Source organism: Nonomuraea sp. B10E15 (genome assembly GCF_039871615.1).
In the GTDB taxonomy this organism is placed as follows: Bacteria; Actinomycetota; Actinomycetes; order Streptosporangiales; family Streptosporangiaceae; genus Nonomuraea.
In genome coordinates this window covers 209159-225278 of record NZ_JBDPMB010000014.1, presented here as the reverse complement: position 1 = coordinate 225278, position 16120 = coordinate 209159, and the positions used below count along the sequence as shown (strand labels likewise).

The 16120-nt window shown below is 69.8% G+C and carries 16 protein-coding genes; 8 read left to right on the top strand and 8 right to left on the bottom strand.

The features are described 5' to 3' along the window. Positions 1-291: 291 nt before the first annotated feature. Genes ABGB14_RS32805 through ABGB14_RS32795 form a run of 3 tightly spaced genes read right to left on the bottom strand, consistent with a single transcriptional unit; the run spans position 292 to position 2890 of the window. A complete protein-coding gene (locus ABGB14_RS32805) occupies positions 292-1467 on the bottom strand; it encodes an FAD-dependent oxidoreductase (RefSeq protein WP_347647710.1) in 1176 nt (391 codons plus the stop codon). Beyond that, positions 1467-1667: a ferredoxin gene (locus ABGB14_RS32800; RefSeq protein ID WP_347647709.1), complete on the bottom strand. Its 201-nt coding sequence runs from the start codon at positions 1665-1667 to the stop codon at positions 1467-1469. Before ABGB14_RS32800 ends, ABGB14_RS32805 begins: the two co-directional genes overlap by 1 nt. A 17-nt stretch (positions 1668-1684) precedes the next feature. Continuing rightward, positions 1685-2890: a cytochrome P450 gene (locus tag ABGB14_RS32795; RefSeq protein ID WP_347647708.1), complete on the bottom strand. Its 1206-nt coding sequence runs from the start codon at positions 2888-2890 to the stop codon at positions 1685-1687. A gap of 132 nt (positions 2891-3022) precedes the next feature. Between ABGB14_RS32795 and ABGB14_RS32790 the strand changes: the two genes are divergently transcribed. Beyond that, the gene (locus ABGB14_RS32790; RefSeq protein WP_347647707.1) at positions 3023-3628 is read left to right on the top strand and encodes a TetR/AcrR family transcriptional regulator; all 606 of its coding nucleotides are present in this window, start codon (positions 3023-3025) and stop codon (positions 3626-3628) included. Positions 3629-3897: 269 nt separating this feature from the next. Then, on the top strand, positions 3898-4476 hold the full coding sequence (locus tag ABGB14_RS32785; RefSeq protein WP_347647706.1) for a DUF6461 domain-containing protein: 579 nt from the start codon (positions 3898-3900) through the stop codon (positions 4474-4476). 74 nt (positions 4477-4550) lie between these two features. On the opposite strand, the gene ABGB14_RS32780 is transcribed toward ABGB14_RS32785, so the two are convergent. The 4 genes from ABGB14_RS32780 to ABGB14_RS32765 are packed head-to-tail and all read right to left on the bottom strand — an operon-like array spanning position 4551 to position 8724. Beyond that, on the bottom strand, positions 4551-6095 hold the full coding sequence (locus tag ABGB14_RS32780) for a tripartite tricarboxylate transporter permease (RefSeq protein WP_347647705.1): 1545 nt from the start codon (positions 6093-6095) through the stop codon (positions 4551-4553). A gap of 15 nt (positions 6096-6110) precedes the next feature. After that, positions 6111-6599: a tripartite tricarboxylate transporter TctB family protein gene (locus tag ABGB14_RS32775; protein WP_347647704.1), complete on the bottom strand. Its 489-nt coding sequence runs from the start codon at positions 6597-6599 to the stop codon at positions 6111-6113. A gap of 14 nt (positions 6600-6613) precedes the next feature. Further along, positions 6614-7588: a tripartite tricarboxylate transporter substrate binding protein gene (locus ABGB14_RS32770; protein WP_347647703.1), complete on the bottom strand. Its 975-nt coding sequence runs from the start codon at positions 7586-7588 to the stop codon at positions 6614-6616. Then, positions 7585-8724 (bottom strand): acyl-CoA dehydrogenase family protein, encoded by a 1140-nt coding sequence (locus ABGB14_RS32765; protein WP_347647702.1) that lies wholly within the window; start codon positions 8722-8724, stop codon positions 7585-7587. Before ABGB14_RS32765 ends, ABGB14_RS32770 begins: the two co-directional genes overlap by 4 nt. 194 nt (positions 8725-8918) lie before the next feature. Between ABGB14_RS32765 and ABGB14_RS32760 the strand changes: the two genes are divergently transcribed. The 6 genes from ABGB14_RS32760 to ABGB14_RS32735 all read left to right on the top strand — a co-directional run bounded on the left by ABGB14_RS32760 (position 8919) and on the right by ABGB14_RS32735 (position 15409). Further along, on the top strand, positions 8919-10118 hold the full coding sequence (locus ABGB14_RS32760; RefSeq protein ID WP_347647701.1) for an acyl-CoA dehydrogenase family protein: 1200 nt from the start codon (positions 8919-8921) through the stop codon (positions 10116-10118). Further along, on the top strand, positions 10115-10942 hold the full coding sequence (locus tag ABGB14_RS32755; RefSeq protein WP_347647700.1) for an enoyl-CoA hydratase-related protein: 828 nt from the start codon (positions 10115-10117) through the stop codon (positions 10940-10942). The genes ABGB14_RS32760 and ABGB14_RS32755 overlap by 4 nt, the downstream gene beginning before the upstream one ends. Before the next feature lie 7 nt (positions 10943-10949). Beyond that, complete coding sequence (locus tag ABGB14_RS32750) at positions 10950-12080, top strand: CoA transferase (RefSeq protein WP_347647699.1); 1131 nt, start codon at positions 10950-10952, stop codon at positions 12078-12080. A gap of 32 nt (positions 12081-12112) precedes the next feature. Further along, positions 12113-13141: a LysR family transcriptional regulator gene (locus tag ABGB14_RS32745; protein ID WP_347647698.1), complete on the top strand. Its 1029-nt coding sequence runs from the start codon at positions 12113-12115 to the stop codon at positions 13139-13141. Between the two features lie 92 nt (positions 13142-13233). Continuing rightward, positions 13234-14313, top strand: a complete 1080-nt coding sequence (locus tag ABGB14_RS32740) for a DUF6461 domain-containing protein (RefSeq protein WP_347647697.1) — start codon at positions 13234-13236, stop codon at positions 14311-14313. A gap of 139 nt (positions 14314-14452) precedes the next feature. Further along, positions 14453-15409, top strand: coding sequence for a cyclase family protein (locus tag ABGB14_RS32735; protein WP_347647696.1), 957 nt, complete (start codon positions 14453-14455; stop codon positions 15407-15409). Positions 15410-15485: 76 nt separating this feature from the next. Here the strand turns inward: ABGB14_RS32735 and ABGB14_RS32730 are convergent, their stop codons facing one another. Continuing rightward, positions 15486-16082 carry a TetR/AcrR family transcriptional regulator gene (locus ABGB14_RS32730; RefSeq protein ID WP_347647695.1) on the bottom strand — a complete coding sequence of 199 codons (597 nt, stop codon included), beginning with the start codon at positions 16080-16082 and terminating at the stop codon, positions 15486-15488. Positions 16083-16120: the final 38 nt, after the last annotated feature.

Sequence of the window (16120 nt, the reverse complement as noted above, 5' to 3'; positions counted from 1 at the left end):
CCCAGGGGCTGGGCATCCTGCTCGGCGGCCTCCTCGTCGAAGCGGCCGGACCGGAGCACGGCCTGGCGATCGCCGGCGCCGCCGGGCTGGTCGCGGGAGTGCCGGTGCTGCTGGCCTGGAACAGAGCGACCAGGGCTGCCGGGGCGCTGCGGGAGACACCGTGACAGGCGGCGATCGCCTTCCAGGTCTCCCCGATCGACAGGTCCCCCGGGTGAAGTCCGGGCGGAGCCGCCAGCGGCTGGCCTCGACCGTCCGAGACGATTCCCGACAGAGTCGAGCCAATGGCGAGCTTTAGCCGGGGAACTCTGCCTTCTCGACGATCAGGCTGCGGGCTTCCCGGAGTTGCTTCGGCATGCCGGCTCCGACGGCGCCGACCACCCGGCCGTCGCGGCCGTACACCGCCACGAACTTGCGTTCGGAAAGATCGCCGTGCCGCACCGCTAGGTCGCAGGATTCGTCGAAGTGGCCCCAGGCCTGCACCTTCAGGTCGTACTGGTCGGTCCAGAAGTACGGGACGCTTGCGAAGGGACGTCGGTCCGCCGGTGCCGCCAGCAGATTGGTCGCGGCGGCACGCGCGTGCTCGGCGGCGCTGGTGCGGTGTTCCACCCGCATCCGGGTGCCGAACAGCGGGTTGAACCAGCTCGCCACGTCCCCGGCCGCGTACACGCCGGACGCCACCGCGCAGTACTCGTCGCAGTCGAGGCGCCCGTCGCTCAGCAACCCGCTGCCGGCCAGCCAGCCGGTGTTGGGAATCGCGCCGATGCCGACGACCACCACATCGGCGGGTATCCGCTCGCCGGTGTCCAGCACCACGCCGGTTACCGCTCCCCGCTCGGAGATCAACGAGGAGGCGCCGGTGCCGCACCGCAGGTCCACCCCCCTGTCGACATGGAGTGCGGCCAGCAGTTCCGCAACGGACTTGCCGAACGCCCGCAGCATCGGCGCGGCGGCCGGATCGACCATGGTGACCGGCAGGCCGATGTCGCGGGCCACCGCGGCGGCCTCGGCGCCGATGAACCCGGCACCGATGACCACCATTCGCGATTCCGGTCGCATCCGGGATCGCAGGGCCAGCGCGTCGTCCAGAGTGCGCAGATAGTGCACGCCGGCCAGATCGCCACCGGGCAGCCGCCGCGGGGCCGCGCCGGTGGCGATGATCAAGCCGTCGTAATCGACCGGCTCGCCTTCGGCCAGCACGATCTCCCGCCGGTGGGGATCCAGGCCGGTCGCGGTGGCGCCCAACCGCAGGTTCAGGTCCAGCTCTGTCAGCTGTTCGGCGCTGCGCAGCCGCAGCCGTTCCGGCTCCCACTGGCCGGACAGCAACTGTTTGGACAGCGGCGGGCGGTCATAGGGCAGATGGGATTCGCTGCCCAACAGGGTGATCCGGCCGGTGAAGCCACGTTGTCGCAGGGCGTCCGCGGCGCTGATGCCCGCCGCGGACGCGCCCACGATGACGATCTTGTCCACTACGGTGATCCCTCGATCGAGATCGCCCGTCCTGGACACAGCAGGGCTGCCTCCCGGGCGGATGCGTGTTGCTCCGCTTCAGGGTACGGATGCAACAGAACCGCGAGCCCGTCCTCCTCTCGCTGATCGAAGAGGTCTGGGGCGGCGAGCACGCATTGGCCCGAACCGCAGCATCTTTCCTCGTTCCATGTGATCTTCATTACGGCGTCTCCTTCGTCTACCAGGTCACCGGCAGCCGGTGGATGCCGTAGACGAGCGCGTCGCTCTTGAACGGCAGGCGCTCTACCGGGTCCGCCAGCGCCAGGTCCGGGATCCGTGCGAACAACGTGTTCAGCACGATCTCCAGCTCCAGCCGGGCGAGATTCTGTCCGAGGCACTGGTGGATCCCGAAGCCGAAGGCCAGGTGGTGCCGTGCACCGCGGTCGACGTCGATCTGATCCGGCCGTGCGAACACGTCCGGGTCGTGGCTGGCGGCCGCGGCCGCCACGATGACGCCGTCGCCGGCGCGGAAGGCGATGCCGTCGAGTTCGAAATCCTCGACGACCACCCGGGAGGTGGCGTTGTCGACGATGGAGTGGAACCGCAGCAGCTCTTCGACCAGTTGCGGGGTCCGCTCGGGCCGCTCCCGCAACCCGGCCAGCAGTTTCGGATCGTCCAGAAGCGAGGCCACGCTCAGCGAGATCATGTTGGCGGTGGTCTCGTGACCGCCGACCAGCAGCAGCAGCCCGATTCCCGTCATGGTCTCGCGGTCATAGGCGTCGATGTCGCGGTACTTGTCGATGAGCCGGCTCAGCAGGTCCTCGCCCGGCTCGGCCTCCTTGCCCGCGACCAGGTCGTTGATGTACTGGCGCAACCACAGTGCGGTGTCACGTCGCTGGTCGCCTGTCGAGTTGCGACTGAGAATGATCTTGGTTCTGCTCTGGAATTGGCCGCGGTCGACGTAGGGCACTCCCAGCAGCTCGCAGATCACCAGCGACGGCACCGGCAGCGACAAGGCTTCCACCAGGTCGGCCGGCCGCGGTCCGGCCAGCATCTCGTCGATGGATCGGTCGGTGATCCGCTGGATCTCCGGCCGCATCTGCTTGACCCGCCTGACGGTGAACTCGTTGGTGATCATGCGCCGGTGCTGGGAATGCTCCGGCGGGTCCATGGCGACGATCGTGCCCTTCAGCGGCACCGAGGCCACCCCTGGAACGAGTTGCGGGAAGCCGGGGTTCGCGCGGTTCGAGCTGATCTTGTTGCTGGACAGGAACTCCCGCGCGAAGGCGTGCCCGGTGATCAGCCACGCTTGCGTGCCGTCCTGCAGGGTCACCCGCGAAATCGGTGCCTCCTGTCTGACCTGCGCGTACTGCGGCGGCGGACCGAACGGGCAGGAGCGGGGCATCGGGAACGCCGGAGGAGTCTGAGCGGCGGAGATTGTCATGATGTCACCTCTCGAAATAAGAAACCATTGGTTTCTTGTTCACAAGATAGGCTCGGCGATCAGGAAACGCAAGGTTTCTTGGGAGCTGTGATGCCGAACACACCGAGGACGGACCCGTCCACAGTCGAGACCATGTCGCGCCGCCGGGGAGCCGAGCTCGAGAACGCCATCCTGGACGCGGCTCGCGAGGAACTGGCCGAACTGGGTTACGCGAAGTCCACCATGAGCGGCATCGCCAACCGGGCCGGCACCAGCAAACCCGTGTTGTACCGCCGCTGGAGCAGCCTGCCCGAGCTGGTGCTGGACACGCTGGGGAGCCGGTTCGCCAACGTGCCGGTCCCCGACACCGGCGACCTGCGCGACGACGTGCTGGCCCTGTTGCGCCAGGCGCAGGCGAACCTCGCCGACACCCGCCGCGACACGGTCTCCGGACTGATCGCGGACACGGTTCACGACCCGCAGCTGGCGCAGCGATTGCGGGACCTCATCGCCGGCTCCACCCTGTCGGACGCCATGTCCACGGTGCTGGAACGCGCGGCCGAGCGCGGTCAGATTTCACCCGGCCCCTGGCCGCGACGCGTGATAACCCTGCCGATCAGCCTGCTGCGGGACGACTTCGTGGTCTTCGGAATCCGGCCATCCGACGCCGACCTGGCCGCGGTCACCGACGAAGTCTTCCTTCCTCTGCTGGGTTACGCGTCCAGCATGGTCCGGAACCGCGATCGTCCGTCGAGGTGAGCATGGCTGCGGCGTGGCCTGGCCGTGTCTCGTGGTCGCGGGCCGGCCGGAGGCGGAGCTGCTACTTCCGCGGCAAGAAAAGGGGGATGCCGTGTCCGGCACGGCTCGTGAACAGCTAGCCGAGTTGCTTGATGCCTGTGCGAAAGCGGCCGGCGTCGAGCGTCTTGCGGAAACTGGCCGAAGGAGCGATCGTCACCACACCGCGATGACGAAACAATCAGGACCAGCTTCTGGATCTGGCGGCACCGCTCGGACGGATCGAAGTCGCGATGCATGACATCGATACTGATTATCGCGACATTGTGTCGGAGTGGTTCACCGAATCCATGAGCATCACTTTCTCCCATGGCATCAGCATCGACGAGGTGGCCACAGCCTTCGACGACCTCGACACCGGCCGCTACCTCACTTACCCCGAAGCGGTTGAGGAGAGCTACGAGGCGTTCGAGGCCGCCGGCATCGGATGCGCGGCCATCGTGGGCGAACTGGGCGAGTGGGTAGTAACCGTGGAGCCCGACGGCTACAAGGGAAATCTCTGGCACGTGTTGCAGCGCCTGTCACGGTTCGACCGAGCGATCAGCGTGTTATGCGGTCACGGAACGTACAATCTGAGCTACGTCGTACGCTCCCAGATGGTCGCAGACCTTCGACTTTGGGATTATTCGCACAGGTCGGCCATCGAGAGCAGCGAGCTGGATCCATATGTCGACGGCCTGGAGTTCACCGAAAACGATCTTCTTGTGAAAGCGTCTGCTCTCGCAGTTTGCGCGCGGATGACAGGTGAGCGTCTCGACAGCGACTGGCTGAACCGCCGGCACCGCCGGCTGATATGGGAGGATCCGGACTGAGCCGAGTTGTTCCTGGGCACCTGTGCGGCGCACGCTTGGGAACGACGACGTCCATGGCAGAGCGGGGTCAACGGTCACCCGCCGGGTGTGGGCGTGCGCTGGTCCGTGACCGGAGCGGGGCGTTGCCCCGTGTCCCTTCGCGCGAGGAGCGCTCGCCGCGCCGACACGATCACGGCCAGGACGACGAGGCCGAGGATCACCATCGTGACGGGCCGTCCGAGGACGTATCCGGGGTTTCCGTCAGAGTAGGCCAGGGTCTGGCGCAGCGAGACTTCGAGCGTGGGCTGGAGGACGACTGCCAGCACGAAGGGCGCCATGCTGAACCCTGCCCGGCGCAGCATGAATCCGAGCAGTCCCGCGACCAGCATGACCACGACGTCGAACATCGAGTTGTTCTCGGCGTACACGCCAACGACGCACAGGCCGATCACGAGCGGCATCAACGTCTGCGGCGGGATGGACAGCAGGCGGGTGAAGAGTCCCACCAGCGGAAGGTTGAGCACCAGCAGCATCAGGTTGGCGATGTACATCGCGGCGATCACGGTCCAGAACAGGTCGGGCTGGTCCTCGACGAACGTCGGGCCGGGAACGATGCCGTTGAGCAGCAGGGCTGCGAGTACGAGTGCCATGGTCGGCGCGAACGGGATCCCGAGCGCCAGCAGCGGAACGAACGCCGCGCCGGCCGCGGCGTTGTTGGCCGCCTCAGGGCCGGACACCCCCTCGACGGCGCCCTTGCCGAACTTGTCAGGGTTCCTGGAGATCTTCCGCTCGACGACGTAGGAGGCGAACGTCGACAGCACGGCGGCGGGGCCGGGCACCAGTCCCAGCAGGAAGCCGATCACCGAGCCTCGCACCGCCGCCGGAGCCGCCTGGCGGGCCTCCTGCCCGCTGGGCAGGAGTTCCCTGAGCCGTGGGGCCTTGACGGGCTTCGGGCGCCGGCGCCGGCCGACCATCGTGAGCGCTTCCGCCACGCCGAAGGCCCCCATGACCAGGGCGATGAAGCTGAAGCCCTCGGCCAGGGTGTCGGATCCCATGGTGAACCTCAGGTCACCGCCGGCCGGGTCGATTCCGACCGTGCCGATCGCCAGGCCGGCGCAGATCATGACGATCGCTTTCGCGACGGAGCCGTCGGCGAGCGCCGCCAGCAGCAGGAGTCCCGCGACGCACAGTGCCAGGTATTCGGGCGGACCGAGCTTGACCGCCAGCCCGCTCAGCCACGGCGCCGACATCATGAGACCGAAGATGGCGATGGTGCCTGCCAGGAACGACGAGAGCGCCGCGATGGTCAGCGCGGGCCCCGCTCTGCCCCGTTTTGTCATCTCGTGGCCGTCGAGCGCTGTGACCACCGACGACGCCTCACCGGGTACGTTGAGCAGGATCGAGGTCGTCGACCCACCGTACGTGGAGCCGAAATAGATGCCGGCGAAAAGGATCAGCGATCCTGTCGGGCCTAACTGCGTGGTCATCCCGAGCAGGACCGACATCGCGCCGATCGGCCCGATCCCGGGCAGCACGCCGACCATCGTGCCGAGGACCACGCCGACCAGCGCGAGGATGACGTAGGCCGGATCGGCGAAGGCGGCGAAGCCCGCGCCGAGGTTGTCGATCGCGTCGCCCACGGGGCGTCCTTCCGTTCAGAACAGGCCGAGCGTGCCGCCCGGCAGGGGGACCGACAGCCAGCGCACGAAGATCAACCAGGTGGCCGCGCCGAAGGCGAAGCCGAAGATCACGGCGCTGCTCCATCGGGAGACCCCCATGACCTTGGCCATCAGGACCAGGGAGATCGCCAACGTCACGATCATCCCCACGGTGTCGCCCACCGCCGGCACCAGCAGGGCGGCGGCCAGCACGCCGGCGATCCGCCACCAGCGCACCTCGCCGTCGCCCTGGCCTTCCGCGTCGTCCTCCGGTGGGGTGACGCCGCTCGGCGTCCGTCGGCGGCTCTGTAGAAGGACGACGCCACTGGCGGCGACCAGCACCAGCGCGACGACGAAGGGAAAGAAGCCCGCCCCGCTGTCCGCCAACGTCCCCAGGCCCTCATCGAGGGCCAGCACGCCGTACAGCAGGCCCAGCACCAGCAGCGCCCCGGCGGCGATCGCATCCGGCTTGGCGATCCCTCGCACAGGACCCGTTCCCCTCATTTCGGCGCGATCAGGTTCGCCGCCTCCGCGGTCTTCTCGGCCAGCCGCGCCTTGGCCGTCTCACCGTCGGCCCCGCTGACGACCAGCCCCAGCTTCCGCGCTGCCTCGGCGAACTTCTGGCTCTTGACGGCCGAGCCGAACACCTCGCTCAGTTTCCGCTGGACGTCGCCGGGCAGTCCCCGCGGCGCGATCAACACGTTGTACGCCTCCCACTCCAGGGCGACGTCCTGCTGGGCGAAGGTGTGGATCTCGGGGGCGAGCTCGACGGGCTCGGCGGAGGCGATCCCAAGCGCGCGGAGCTTCCCGGCCTTCAACTGCGCCATCCCGCCGGCCAGTTGCATGACGCCCACCTCGACGTTGTCGCCGAGCAGGGCCGTGACGGTCGCCTGGTCGCCGTCGAACTTGACGTGCTTGAACCGCGTCCCCGTCAGCTGCTCGAACTTCCCGGCCGGGATGGCGTAATTGAGCGGACCCTCGGCGATCGTGATGGCCCCTGGGCGGGCCTTGGCGGCTGCGACCAGATCGCCGATGCTCTTGTACGGCGAGTCGCCGGGAACCACGAACAGCACCGGCGACGTGGTGACCTCGCTGATCACCGAGATCGCCACCGGGTCGTAGGAGACCTCCTCGGTACGCGGGAGCAAGGTCAGCGGGCCGTCCGGCACGAGGCCGATCGTGTGCCCGTCCGGTTTGGCGCGCAGCGTCGCCGTGGTGCCGACCGAGCCCGCGCCGCCCTCCCTGTTCACCACCTGGACGCGCCGGCCGAGCTTGCCCTCGTCGTTGACGACCTCGACCAGCGAACGGGATGTGGCGTCGATGGCGCTTCCGGCTGGATAGGGCACGATGAGCTGGATGTCCCGTGTCGGATAGCCTCCCTGGGACGCGGGCGCACCGCATGCCGCGGCGACGAGTACGACGGCCGCGAGGAGCGCGGGCGCACGGCCGCGCCTGCCGGCCGGACGAATACTCATGGGGCACCTCCTGGAGGGGGCAGGGGAGGATGGGTTCCCGGCCCGATGGTGGCCGTGGCGACGATCGAGTCGTGCCAGCCGTCGTCGCCGAAGTCGTGGGCGTCTCGGTGGAGCCGTTTGAAGAACAGGTGCGCGCTGTGCTCCCAGGTGAAGCCGATCGCGCCATGGAACTGCACCATCGCGGCCGACATCCGGCGGGCCAGGTCGGCGGCGCGGCTCTTGACCACCGACGTCATCAGCGCGGCGTCGTCGCGCCCGGTGTCGTGGGCGTGGGCGGTGTACCACAACGCGTCGGTGATCGTCGTCCATGCGACGTGCAGCTCGGCCAGCTCGTGCTGGATCGCCTGGAAGCCGCCGATCGCCCGGCCGAACTGCCGCCGCCCGCGAAGGTGATCAAGAGTGATCCGCATCGCCGTGCCCGCGGCGCCGACGAGGTCCGCGCTCACCAGCACGGTCAGCCGCTGGACGATGCGCTCGAAGACGTCGTCGTGCGCCCAGCTCAGCGGCTCGGCGGGCACATCGGCCACGGTCACCCGGGCCGCTCGCATGGTCCGGTCGACGGGCTCGACCGCGCGGATCGACACCCCGGGATGTCCGGCCGCCACGACGAACACAGCGGGGCCGCTCGCCGACATGGCGGCGACCAGCATGATGTCGGCGTCCTCCGCATGGCCGACGATTCCGGCGTCGCCGTTGAGCATGCCGTCGGCGGTGGCGGTGACGGCGATGCCGTCGCGGTTCCACGAGCCGCCCGGAGCGCGCAGGGCGGTCGCTCCGACGAGCTCGCCCGCGACCATCGGCGCGAGCCAGCGGCGCCGCTGCTCCGGGTCGGTCGAGGTCGCGAGGACGTCGCAGGCTGCCATGGCCGTTCCGACGCCCGCCGGCGCGAGGCCGGCCCCCAGCGCCTCGGCGACCACGGCGAGGTCGAGCAGCCCGAGTCCGAGACCGCCGTCCGACGGCGCGGCCGTCACCCCGAGCCAGTTGAGGTCTGCCGCCGCACGTCGCAGGCCGGCGTCGAGCCCGGCGGAGGGCGTGTCGGCGTGCTGCGCCACGCGCGCCAGGTCCAGGTGGCGATCGAGCCAGCGCCGTACGGCGTCGCCCATCGCCACCTGCTCTTCACTGAGCCCAAAGTCCATGTCACCGGTCCACTTACGCGAATGGCACACAGTCCACAGTGCATGTGTGAAGTACGTCAAAGACGTGAAATCAACCCGACTCATTGCATTTCGCAATGAGTCGGTCATGGGTTTTGCTCTTTGACGCTCCAGGACGGCGGTGCTCAGGATGGGCGTGCGCGCAGGGCCGGATCGGACAAGGAGTGGTGCACGGCATGGATCTTCGATACTCGTCGGCGGCGGAGAGGTTCCGGCGGGAGATCCGCCGGTGGCTGGAGGAGTCCGTGCCGGCGAGGTGGCGCCAGCCGCGTTTCTGGATCGACCGGGACGGGAGTGAGGAGTCCCTGGAGCTGCGGCGCCGTTGGGAGAAGGACCGGTTCGACAACGGCTTCGCCGGCGTCGACTGGCCCGTCGAGCACGGCGGGCGCGGAGCCGATCACGAGATCCGGGCGGTGCACGACGAGGAGATGGCGCGGGCCCGCGCGCCGATCGGCCCCTTCCTCGGCCTGACCTACCTCGGCACCGCGCTGCTCGGCCCCACGCTGCTGCGCTACGGCAGCGACGGGCAGAAACGCACGATCCTGCCGCGGATCCTGTCCGGCGACACGATCTGGTGCCAGGGGTTCTCCGAACCGGAGAGCGGCAGTGACCTCGCCGGCCTCTCGACCACCGCCCGGCGTGACGGCGACGTCCTGGTGGTCTCCGGCCAGAAGACCTGGACCTCGCTGGCGCGCCACGCCGATGCGATGTTCGCCCTCGTCCGCACCGATCCGAAGGCGGAACGACGTCGCGGCATCACCTTTCTGCTGATCGACTTGACGCTGCCGGGGGTGCACGTGCGCCCGATCCGTCAGATGTCCGGCTCGCACGAGTTCGGGGAGGAGTTCTTCGACGAGGTACGCGTGCCCGTCGACGGCAACGTGGTCGGCCGGATCGGCGACGGCTGGGCCGTGGCCCGCTACCTGCTCTCGGTCGAGCGGAACGCCTCGCCGATCAGCCAGTACGTGGAGTTCAGCCACGAGCTCGACGACGTGATCGCCGCGGCCCGGCACACCAGGAAAGACGGCCGCCCGGCCATCGAACACCCTGCGATCCGGACACGGATCGCACGCTGCCGGGCCGACCTGGAGCTGCTCCGCGTTCGCGGCTACGACGCGATGACCCGCGTGGCGCGGGGTCAGGACCTGGGCGCCGGCGCCTCGGTCACCAAGCTGCTGTGGTCACGGACCAGGTTGGCGATCGCCGATCTGGGCGCCGACGTCCTCGGTGCGGACGGCCAGCTGAGCGCCGACGGCGGGCATCTCAGCCATCTCCGCTGGCGCCACCTGCACGTACGCGGCCAGCGGATCGCCGGCGGCACCGCGCAGATCCAGCGCACGATCATCGCCCGCGACCTGCTGGGCCTCCCCCGGTGAGCGGGACGGCGATCGGCTCGGGAACCGTGCTGTTCCAGCTGCGCGACGGGGTCGGCACGGTGACCCTCAACCGGCCGGAGCGCCGCAACGCGATCTCCTGGCACCTCGTGCAGGACCTGCTCGCCGCCATCGAGCGGGCCGGTTCCGAACAGGACCTGCGCGTCCTCGTCCTCACGGGTGCGGGCGACGACTTCTGCGTCGGCGCCGACCTCGCGCGGGTCGGGTCGGACAGTGTCCAGGACCAGGAGACGCGCACGCTGCGCGGACGTTCGGTGGCCGACGACCGCGAACGGCTGAGCCGGGCCTCGGCCATCGTGGAGACGCTCGTGCACTTCCCCTCGCCGACGATCGCCGCCGTCAACGGCGCCTGCGCCGGTGCGGGGCTCTGCCTCGCGCTCGCCGCCGACTTCCGGCTCGCGGCGCGGGAGGCGGTGTTCAACACCGCGTTCATCAGCGCCGCGGTGTCCGGTGATCTGGGCAGCGCCTGGCTGCTGACCCGCGCGGTGGGCGGCGCCCGCGCGCGGGCGCTGCTGCTCGACCCGGTCAAGCTCACCGCCGCCGAGGCGGCCGACCTGGGACTCGTGACCGAGACCACGACCGATCTGGCGGCACGGATCGGGTCGCTGGCCGGCAAGCTCGCCGCGCAGGCACCGAAGGCGATGCGCTACGCCAAGCAGAACCTGGCGGACGCCGGAACGGCCACGCTGCCCGAATACCTGCGGCGGGAGGTGCCCCGTATGGTCGACTGTGCCCGCAGCGGCGATGCGCGGCGGGCCGCCCAAGCCTTCCTGGAAAAGCGCAGACCGGTGTTCACCGGAGAGTAGGAGTGGCATGATCCCCCCTCTCGCGGGAGTTCGCGTCGTCGAGTTCGGCCACTACATCGCCGCACCCGCGGCGACGCAGATGCTGTCCGACCTCGGCGCCGAGGTCATCAAGATCGAGCCGCCCGCCGGCGACCAGGCACGCGGCATCGGCGCCTACGGCGAGGGCATCGTCCTGGCCTACAACCGCGGCAAGCGCTCGATCGTGCTCGACCTCAAGCAGGCCGGCGACAGGGAGACCGCCCTGGGCCTGATCGCGGAGGCGGACGTCGTCGTGCAGAACCTGCGGGCCGACGCACTGGCCCGCCTCGGTCTCGGCCCCGACGACCTGCGGCCGGCCAACCCCAGGCTCATCTACGTCTCGATCCGCGGTTTCAGCTCCCGAGGCCCCTCGGCGAACCGGGCCGGCCTCGACATCGCCGCGCAGGCCGAGAGCGGACTGATGTCGATCAACGGCGAGCTCGACGGTGATCCGCTCCGGGTCGGCTTCCCCATCGCCGATGTCGCCGCCAGCTACGCGGTCGTCCAGGTCGTCCTCGCCGCGCTCCTCCGCCGGGAGCGCACCGGCGAGGGCGGGGTCGCCGAGGTCTCGCTGCTGGATGCCGCGATCCACCTTCAGTCGGCGATGTGGGGCGAATGGCACGCCTCCGGCCAGGAGCCGCGGCGCAAGGGAAACGGCCAGGCGACCGTCGCTCCCGCCGCCGACCTCGTACGCACCGCCGACGGGACCATCGTGTTGTCGGCCTACACCGCCGACCACTTCGCGCGGCTGTGCCGGCTCATCGACAGGAAGTGGATGCTCGACGACCCGCGCTTCGCCGACAACCCCGCCCGGGTCGCCAATCGGGAGGCGCTCCTGGCGGAGATCTCGCAGGCCATCGGCGTCCTGCGAACGGAGGAGTGCCTCGCGATGCTGGCCGACCACGGCATCGTCGCCGCGGAGGTGCGCACCTACCACGACGTGGCCGAGGCGCCGGACGTGCTTGCCTGCGGAGTCCTGACCACGGGGGTCGGGCCGGACGGTGACCGCTACACCGTTCCATCACTGCCCTTCACCCTCGACGGAGTCACCGTCGAGGCGGACAAGACGGTGCCCCACGCCGGGGCCGACTCGGGCGGGCCCGGCTGGCGCGGCGCTTGACCTGGTGAGCAGGGCGCACATTGGATCGCACCATGAACGTCCGCGAGCTCGAATGCTTCCTCGCCGTCGTCGACCAGGGCAGCATCACCCGGGCCGCCTCCGCGCTCTACCTGGCACAGCCGTCCCTGTCGCAGATCATCCGCCGCCTGGAGAGCGACCTCGGCGTGGAACTGTTCCGCCGGGTCGGGCGCGGACTGGTGCTCGCCCCGGCCGGTGAGGCGCTTGTCGGGCCGGCCCGCCAGGTCGTCCGTGACCTGCACCATGCCCGCCAGGTCGCCGAGGGTTACCGGGGGCTCGAACGCGGACGGGTCGACCTGGCGATCTCCACCTCCCTCACGTCCAACTTCCTGGCCGCGTGGGTAGGTCACTTCCGCCGCCAACATCCCGGGTTCACGGTCCGGCTCAAGCAGCACGACGGCGACACCGACGAGATCGTGCACCTGATCAGGTCGGGCGAGGCCGAGCTCGCCTACGCGGTCGCGCCCGTGTCCCGGCAGGGAATCGACTGCTTCCGCATCGGGGAGGGCGAGGTCGTGCTGGCCCTGCCGCCCAGTTGGCGCGCCGAGTTCCCCGACCCGATCCCGGCCGCCCTGCTCGACGGCCTGCCCATGATCGTCGATCGGGGGTTCGGGCGTGCCTACCTCGACTCCATCGGCGTCGAGCCCACCGTCGTCGTCGACGTCAGCGAACCCGCCGGACTGGTGCCACTGATCATCGCCGGCGCAGGAGCCGCTGTCCTGCCGATGCGCCAGGCCCTGGACGCTCGACGCAGGGGAGCGAGCCTGCGCATGATCGAACCGCTGGCCGTACGGGCGATCTACGCCATCACCTCGACCTCCCCGCTGTCGATACCGGCCCGCCGGTTCCTCGAACTCAGCAGGGAGAACCTTGATCGCTGGCGGCGGGCCGTGACCAGACGCACCGACCGGGGCATGACGCTGCTGGAGGCGTCCATCGACGCCGACGATGTGATCGAAGCCGCGTATCAGCGGCTGGAGGAGACCCCTGACCAGCCGCCGGCGCCCCTAGCTTCCGCACCGCTCCCGCCGCAGGGGTCCTGACTTCCGGGCTCATGCCGGCCCGCTCCGGAGCGCGATACTGGCGAACACGTTGTGATCCGGCATCATCGTGGCGCGACTTCGAGGAGCGGCGTGTGGATCCCGTTGATGAGCACTTCGCCTTGCTGCTGAAGGCCGGGCTGCCGAGGGAGCTCTGCCTGACCTGGTGCCAGGGGAACGACCTGGGGGCGGTGGCCGGGGACTTCGGCGCCGACCCGGCGGGCGGGCTGTGGGCTGATCCTGACGAGCTCGAGGAGCTCGAGGAGGAGTATCGGGATCAGGGTGAGCTGCTGCAGCTCACCCTCGCGGACGGGTGGGTGGTCGCGCTCGAACCGCGGGGGTTCGAAGGCAGCAGGAAAGAGGTGCTGACGCGCCTGTCACGCTCGGGGCGGGCCTTGAGCGTCTACTGGAACGCCGAGATGGACAGCGCCGTCGCCTATGCCGCCGGCGGGCGGATGCTGACCACGTTCGATCTCGTGAACCCGGGCGAGCGCACCGGCGACGACCCGCACGCGCTCGACCCCCTGCTGTCCCAGATCGGCCTGGACGGCGGGCTGCCGACGCAAGCGCGCAAGGCACGCAGCCTCGCGCTCGGCGAACTGATCAGCGGGCGGACGCTCACGCCGGACTGGCTGCGCGCGCCGCAGCTCGTCTTCCCCCTGGCCGATCCGCGCCCGGACGCTCTCGTGCCCGCCTCGTGCCTGAACCCGCGGATGCCCTTCATGGACGAGCCGGCGTTCGCCCGGATCCTGGCCGGCCCCTCGGCCGCCTGCGCGCCGGACATCGTCGAGATGGTGGTGGCCACCGTGCTCCCGATGGCCGCCCTGGAGGACGGCCTGGCACGCGAGGTGGCGGCGCGCGGCGAACAGGACACCGCCCGGAGGGAGGCCCTGCAGACGCGGCTGCTGGAGCGCGTCACCGAGGCCAGGCGCCGCGCCGGCCGCCTGCGCCACGAACACTCTCCGGGAAGCGCCGAAGAAGCGGGTCGGCTGGAATCGATGGCCGACGCCACGTTCGTGCTGGCCGAAGCCCTCCACGACGAGCCCATGACGGCGGCCGAGGCGGCGACCGCGGTGGCCGTGAACCTGTCGCTGCCCCGCGCCGACGAGCTGCGCGTGCGGGTCCTGCACAACGCGGTCAGGCACATCGCCTACGACCTGCGGCATCCCTCCTGATCGTCCTTCGGCCCGGCCACGTGCTTGTCGCGTGAGGTTCGGTGTTGTCGACGGCCGTGGCGAGGTCGTGTCAAAGGAGAGGGCGGGATACCCTGCCTGCGGCGCCTCGAACCACGTGACCGGAGGAGTCGATGCTGGGATGACGGCAGAGCGACCGATGCCCACACAGGACGACGTGCTCGGCTACTTCGACACGCTGTCGAACTGGGGACGGTGGGGCGACGACGACGAGCTCGGCACCCTGAACCACATCACCGACGACGTCCGGCTGGCGGCGGCGCGAGCCGTGCGCCACGGCAGGAGCGTGTCGTGCGCATGGGAGGTTGCCGTACCGGAGGAGATGGAGCGGTCGACGACGACGTGCCCGTGCGCCGCCGACATGCCGGGGGCCGAGAACATGCCGGTGGCCGCATTCCACGCCGACCGGCGGTGGGGCTTCTCGTCCGAGCGGATCGGCGTCACGTTCCACGGCAACACCCTCACCCACATCGACTCGCCGTGCCACATCTTCTGGGACGGCACGATGTACAACGGGCGGTCGCACTCGCTGGTCGACGCCGCGACGGGATCGGCGTGGGCGTCCGTCACGGCGGCCGCGAACGGCATCATCACGCGTGGTGTCCTGCTGGACGTTGCGAGCGTGCGGGATGTGCCGTGGCTGGAACCGGGACAGGGTGTGTTCCCCGACGATCTCGAGGAGGCCGAGCGTCGCCAGGGTGTGCGGGTACGATCCGGCGATGCGGTGCTCCTGCGGACCGGCTACGGCCGCGTCCGGCACGAGACCGGCGCGGTCAGCGGTTTCACGCAGGCCGGGTGGCACGCGTCCTGCCTGCCGTGGCTGCATGAACGGGAGGTCGCGCTGATCGGCGCCGACACCCCCCAGGACGTCCAGCCATCGGGGTACGAAGACGTGTTGATGCCGGTTCACGCGGTGAGCCTCGTCGCGATGGGTCTGTGGATGCTCGACAACTGCGACCTGGAGACGTGCGCGGCGACGGCCGCCGAGTTCGGCCAGTGGGACTTCCACCTCGCAGTCGCGCCGGTCCGCTTCGCCGGTACGTCCGGGAGCCCGGTCAACCCGATCGCCACCTTCTGACCGCGGTTCACGAGGAGGTGCGACGCCATGAGAGAAGCGGCCCGCATCTGGAACGCGAGCAACGAGGATTCCCTGGTCATGGGGCATGAGGTGCCGAAGGTTGTGGGCGCAGGCCGTCCATCATGACCGTGACGAAGCCGGCGGCCAGTTCCGGGGAGCTCTCGTTCGAGCGTGCGATCGCGTAGGCCGCCTCGCCCAGCAACACCGTGGTGACGGCCGGGTGAAGGTCGGCTCTGATCGCTCCGGCATCCTGCGCCCGGCCGATCAGGTCGTGCAACGTGTTGCGGAGTTCGGCGCGCCGCAAGGTGGTCAAGGGGACCTGCAGGCCTTCGAGCTGTTCGCTCATGATCCAGTGGGCCGCTTGAAAGTTGATCAGTTCGAGCAGGAAACCGCGCAGCGCCGCGCCCGGGTCGTCTTCGGCCAGCGCCTCCTGGGCTCGTCGAAGGAGAGGGCCGAGCAGGTCGGTGACGGCCGCGTCAATGAGCGCGTCCTTGGTGCCGAAGGCTCGTACGACCGTTGCGGCCCCCAACCCGGCCTGGCGGGCGATGGTCTCCACTTTGAGAGTCGTCCCGGGCCGGGCGAGCAGCGTTTTGGCGGCCTCCAGGGCAAGGCGCCGGTTGCGTACGGCGTCCGCCCGGCGCGGCTGGCCCTCGACCGCCTTCGGTGTTGACATCTGGAATGCCCCTTCCACATCATTAACTGGAATGCCCA

Excerpts from the sequence above, each read along its gene's own strand:
- ABGB14_RS32730 (WP_347647695.1), bottom strand. The coding sequence starts at position 16,082 with ATGTCAACACCGAAGGCGGTCGAGGGCCAGCCGCGCCGGGCGGACGCC.
- ABGB14_RS32785 (WP_347647706.1), top strand. The coding sequence starts at position 3,898 with ATGCATGACATCGATACTGATTATCGCGACATTGTGTCGGAGTGGTTC.
- ABGB14_RS32770 (WP_347647703.1), bottom strand. The coding sequence starts at position 7,588 with ATGAGTATTCGTCCGGCCGGCAGGCGCGGCCGTGCGCCCGCGCTCCTC.
- ABGB14_RS32750 (WP_347647699.1), top strand. The coding sequence starts at position 10,950 with ATGATCCCCCCTCTCGCGGGAGTTCGCGTCGTCGAGTTCGGCCACTAC.
- ABGB14_RS32800 (WP_347647709.1), bottom strand. The coding sequence starts at position 1,667 with ATGAAGATCACATGGAACGAGGAAAGATGCTGCGGTTCGGGCCAATGC.
- ABGB14_RS32745 (WP_347647698.1), top strand. The coding sequence starts at position 12,113 with ATGAACGTCCGCGAGCTCGAATGCTTCCTCGCCGTCGTCGACCAGGGC.
- ABGB14_RS32760 (WP_347647701.1), top strand. The coding sequence starts at position 8,919 with ATGGATCTTCGATACTCGTCGGCGGCGGAGAGGTTCCGGCGGGAGATC.
- ABGB14_RS32735 (WP_347647696.1), top strand. The coding sequence starts at position 14,453 with ATGACGGCAGAGCGACCGATGCCCACACAGGACGACGTGCTCGGCTAC.
- ABGB14_RS32765 (WP_347647702.1), bottom strand. The coding sequence starts at position 8,724 with ATGGACTTTGGGCTCAGTGAAGAGCAGGTGGCGATGGGCGACGCCGTA.
- ABGB14_RS32795 (WP_347647708.1), bottom strand. The coding sequence starts at position 2,890 with ATGACAATCTCCGCCGCTCAGACTCCTCCGGCGTTCCCGATGCCCCGC.
- ABGB14_RS32790 (WP_347647707.1), top strand. The coding sequence starts at position 3,023 with ATGTCGCGCCGCCGGGGAGCCGAGCTCGAGAACGCCATCCTGGACGCG.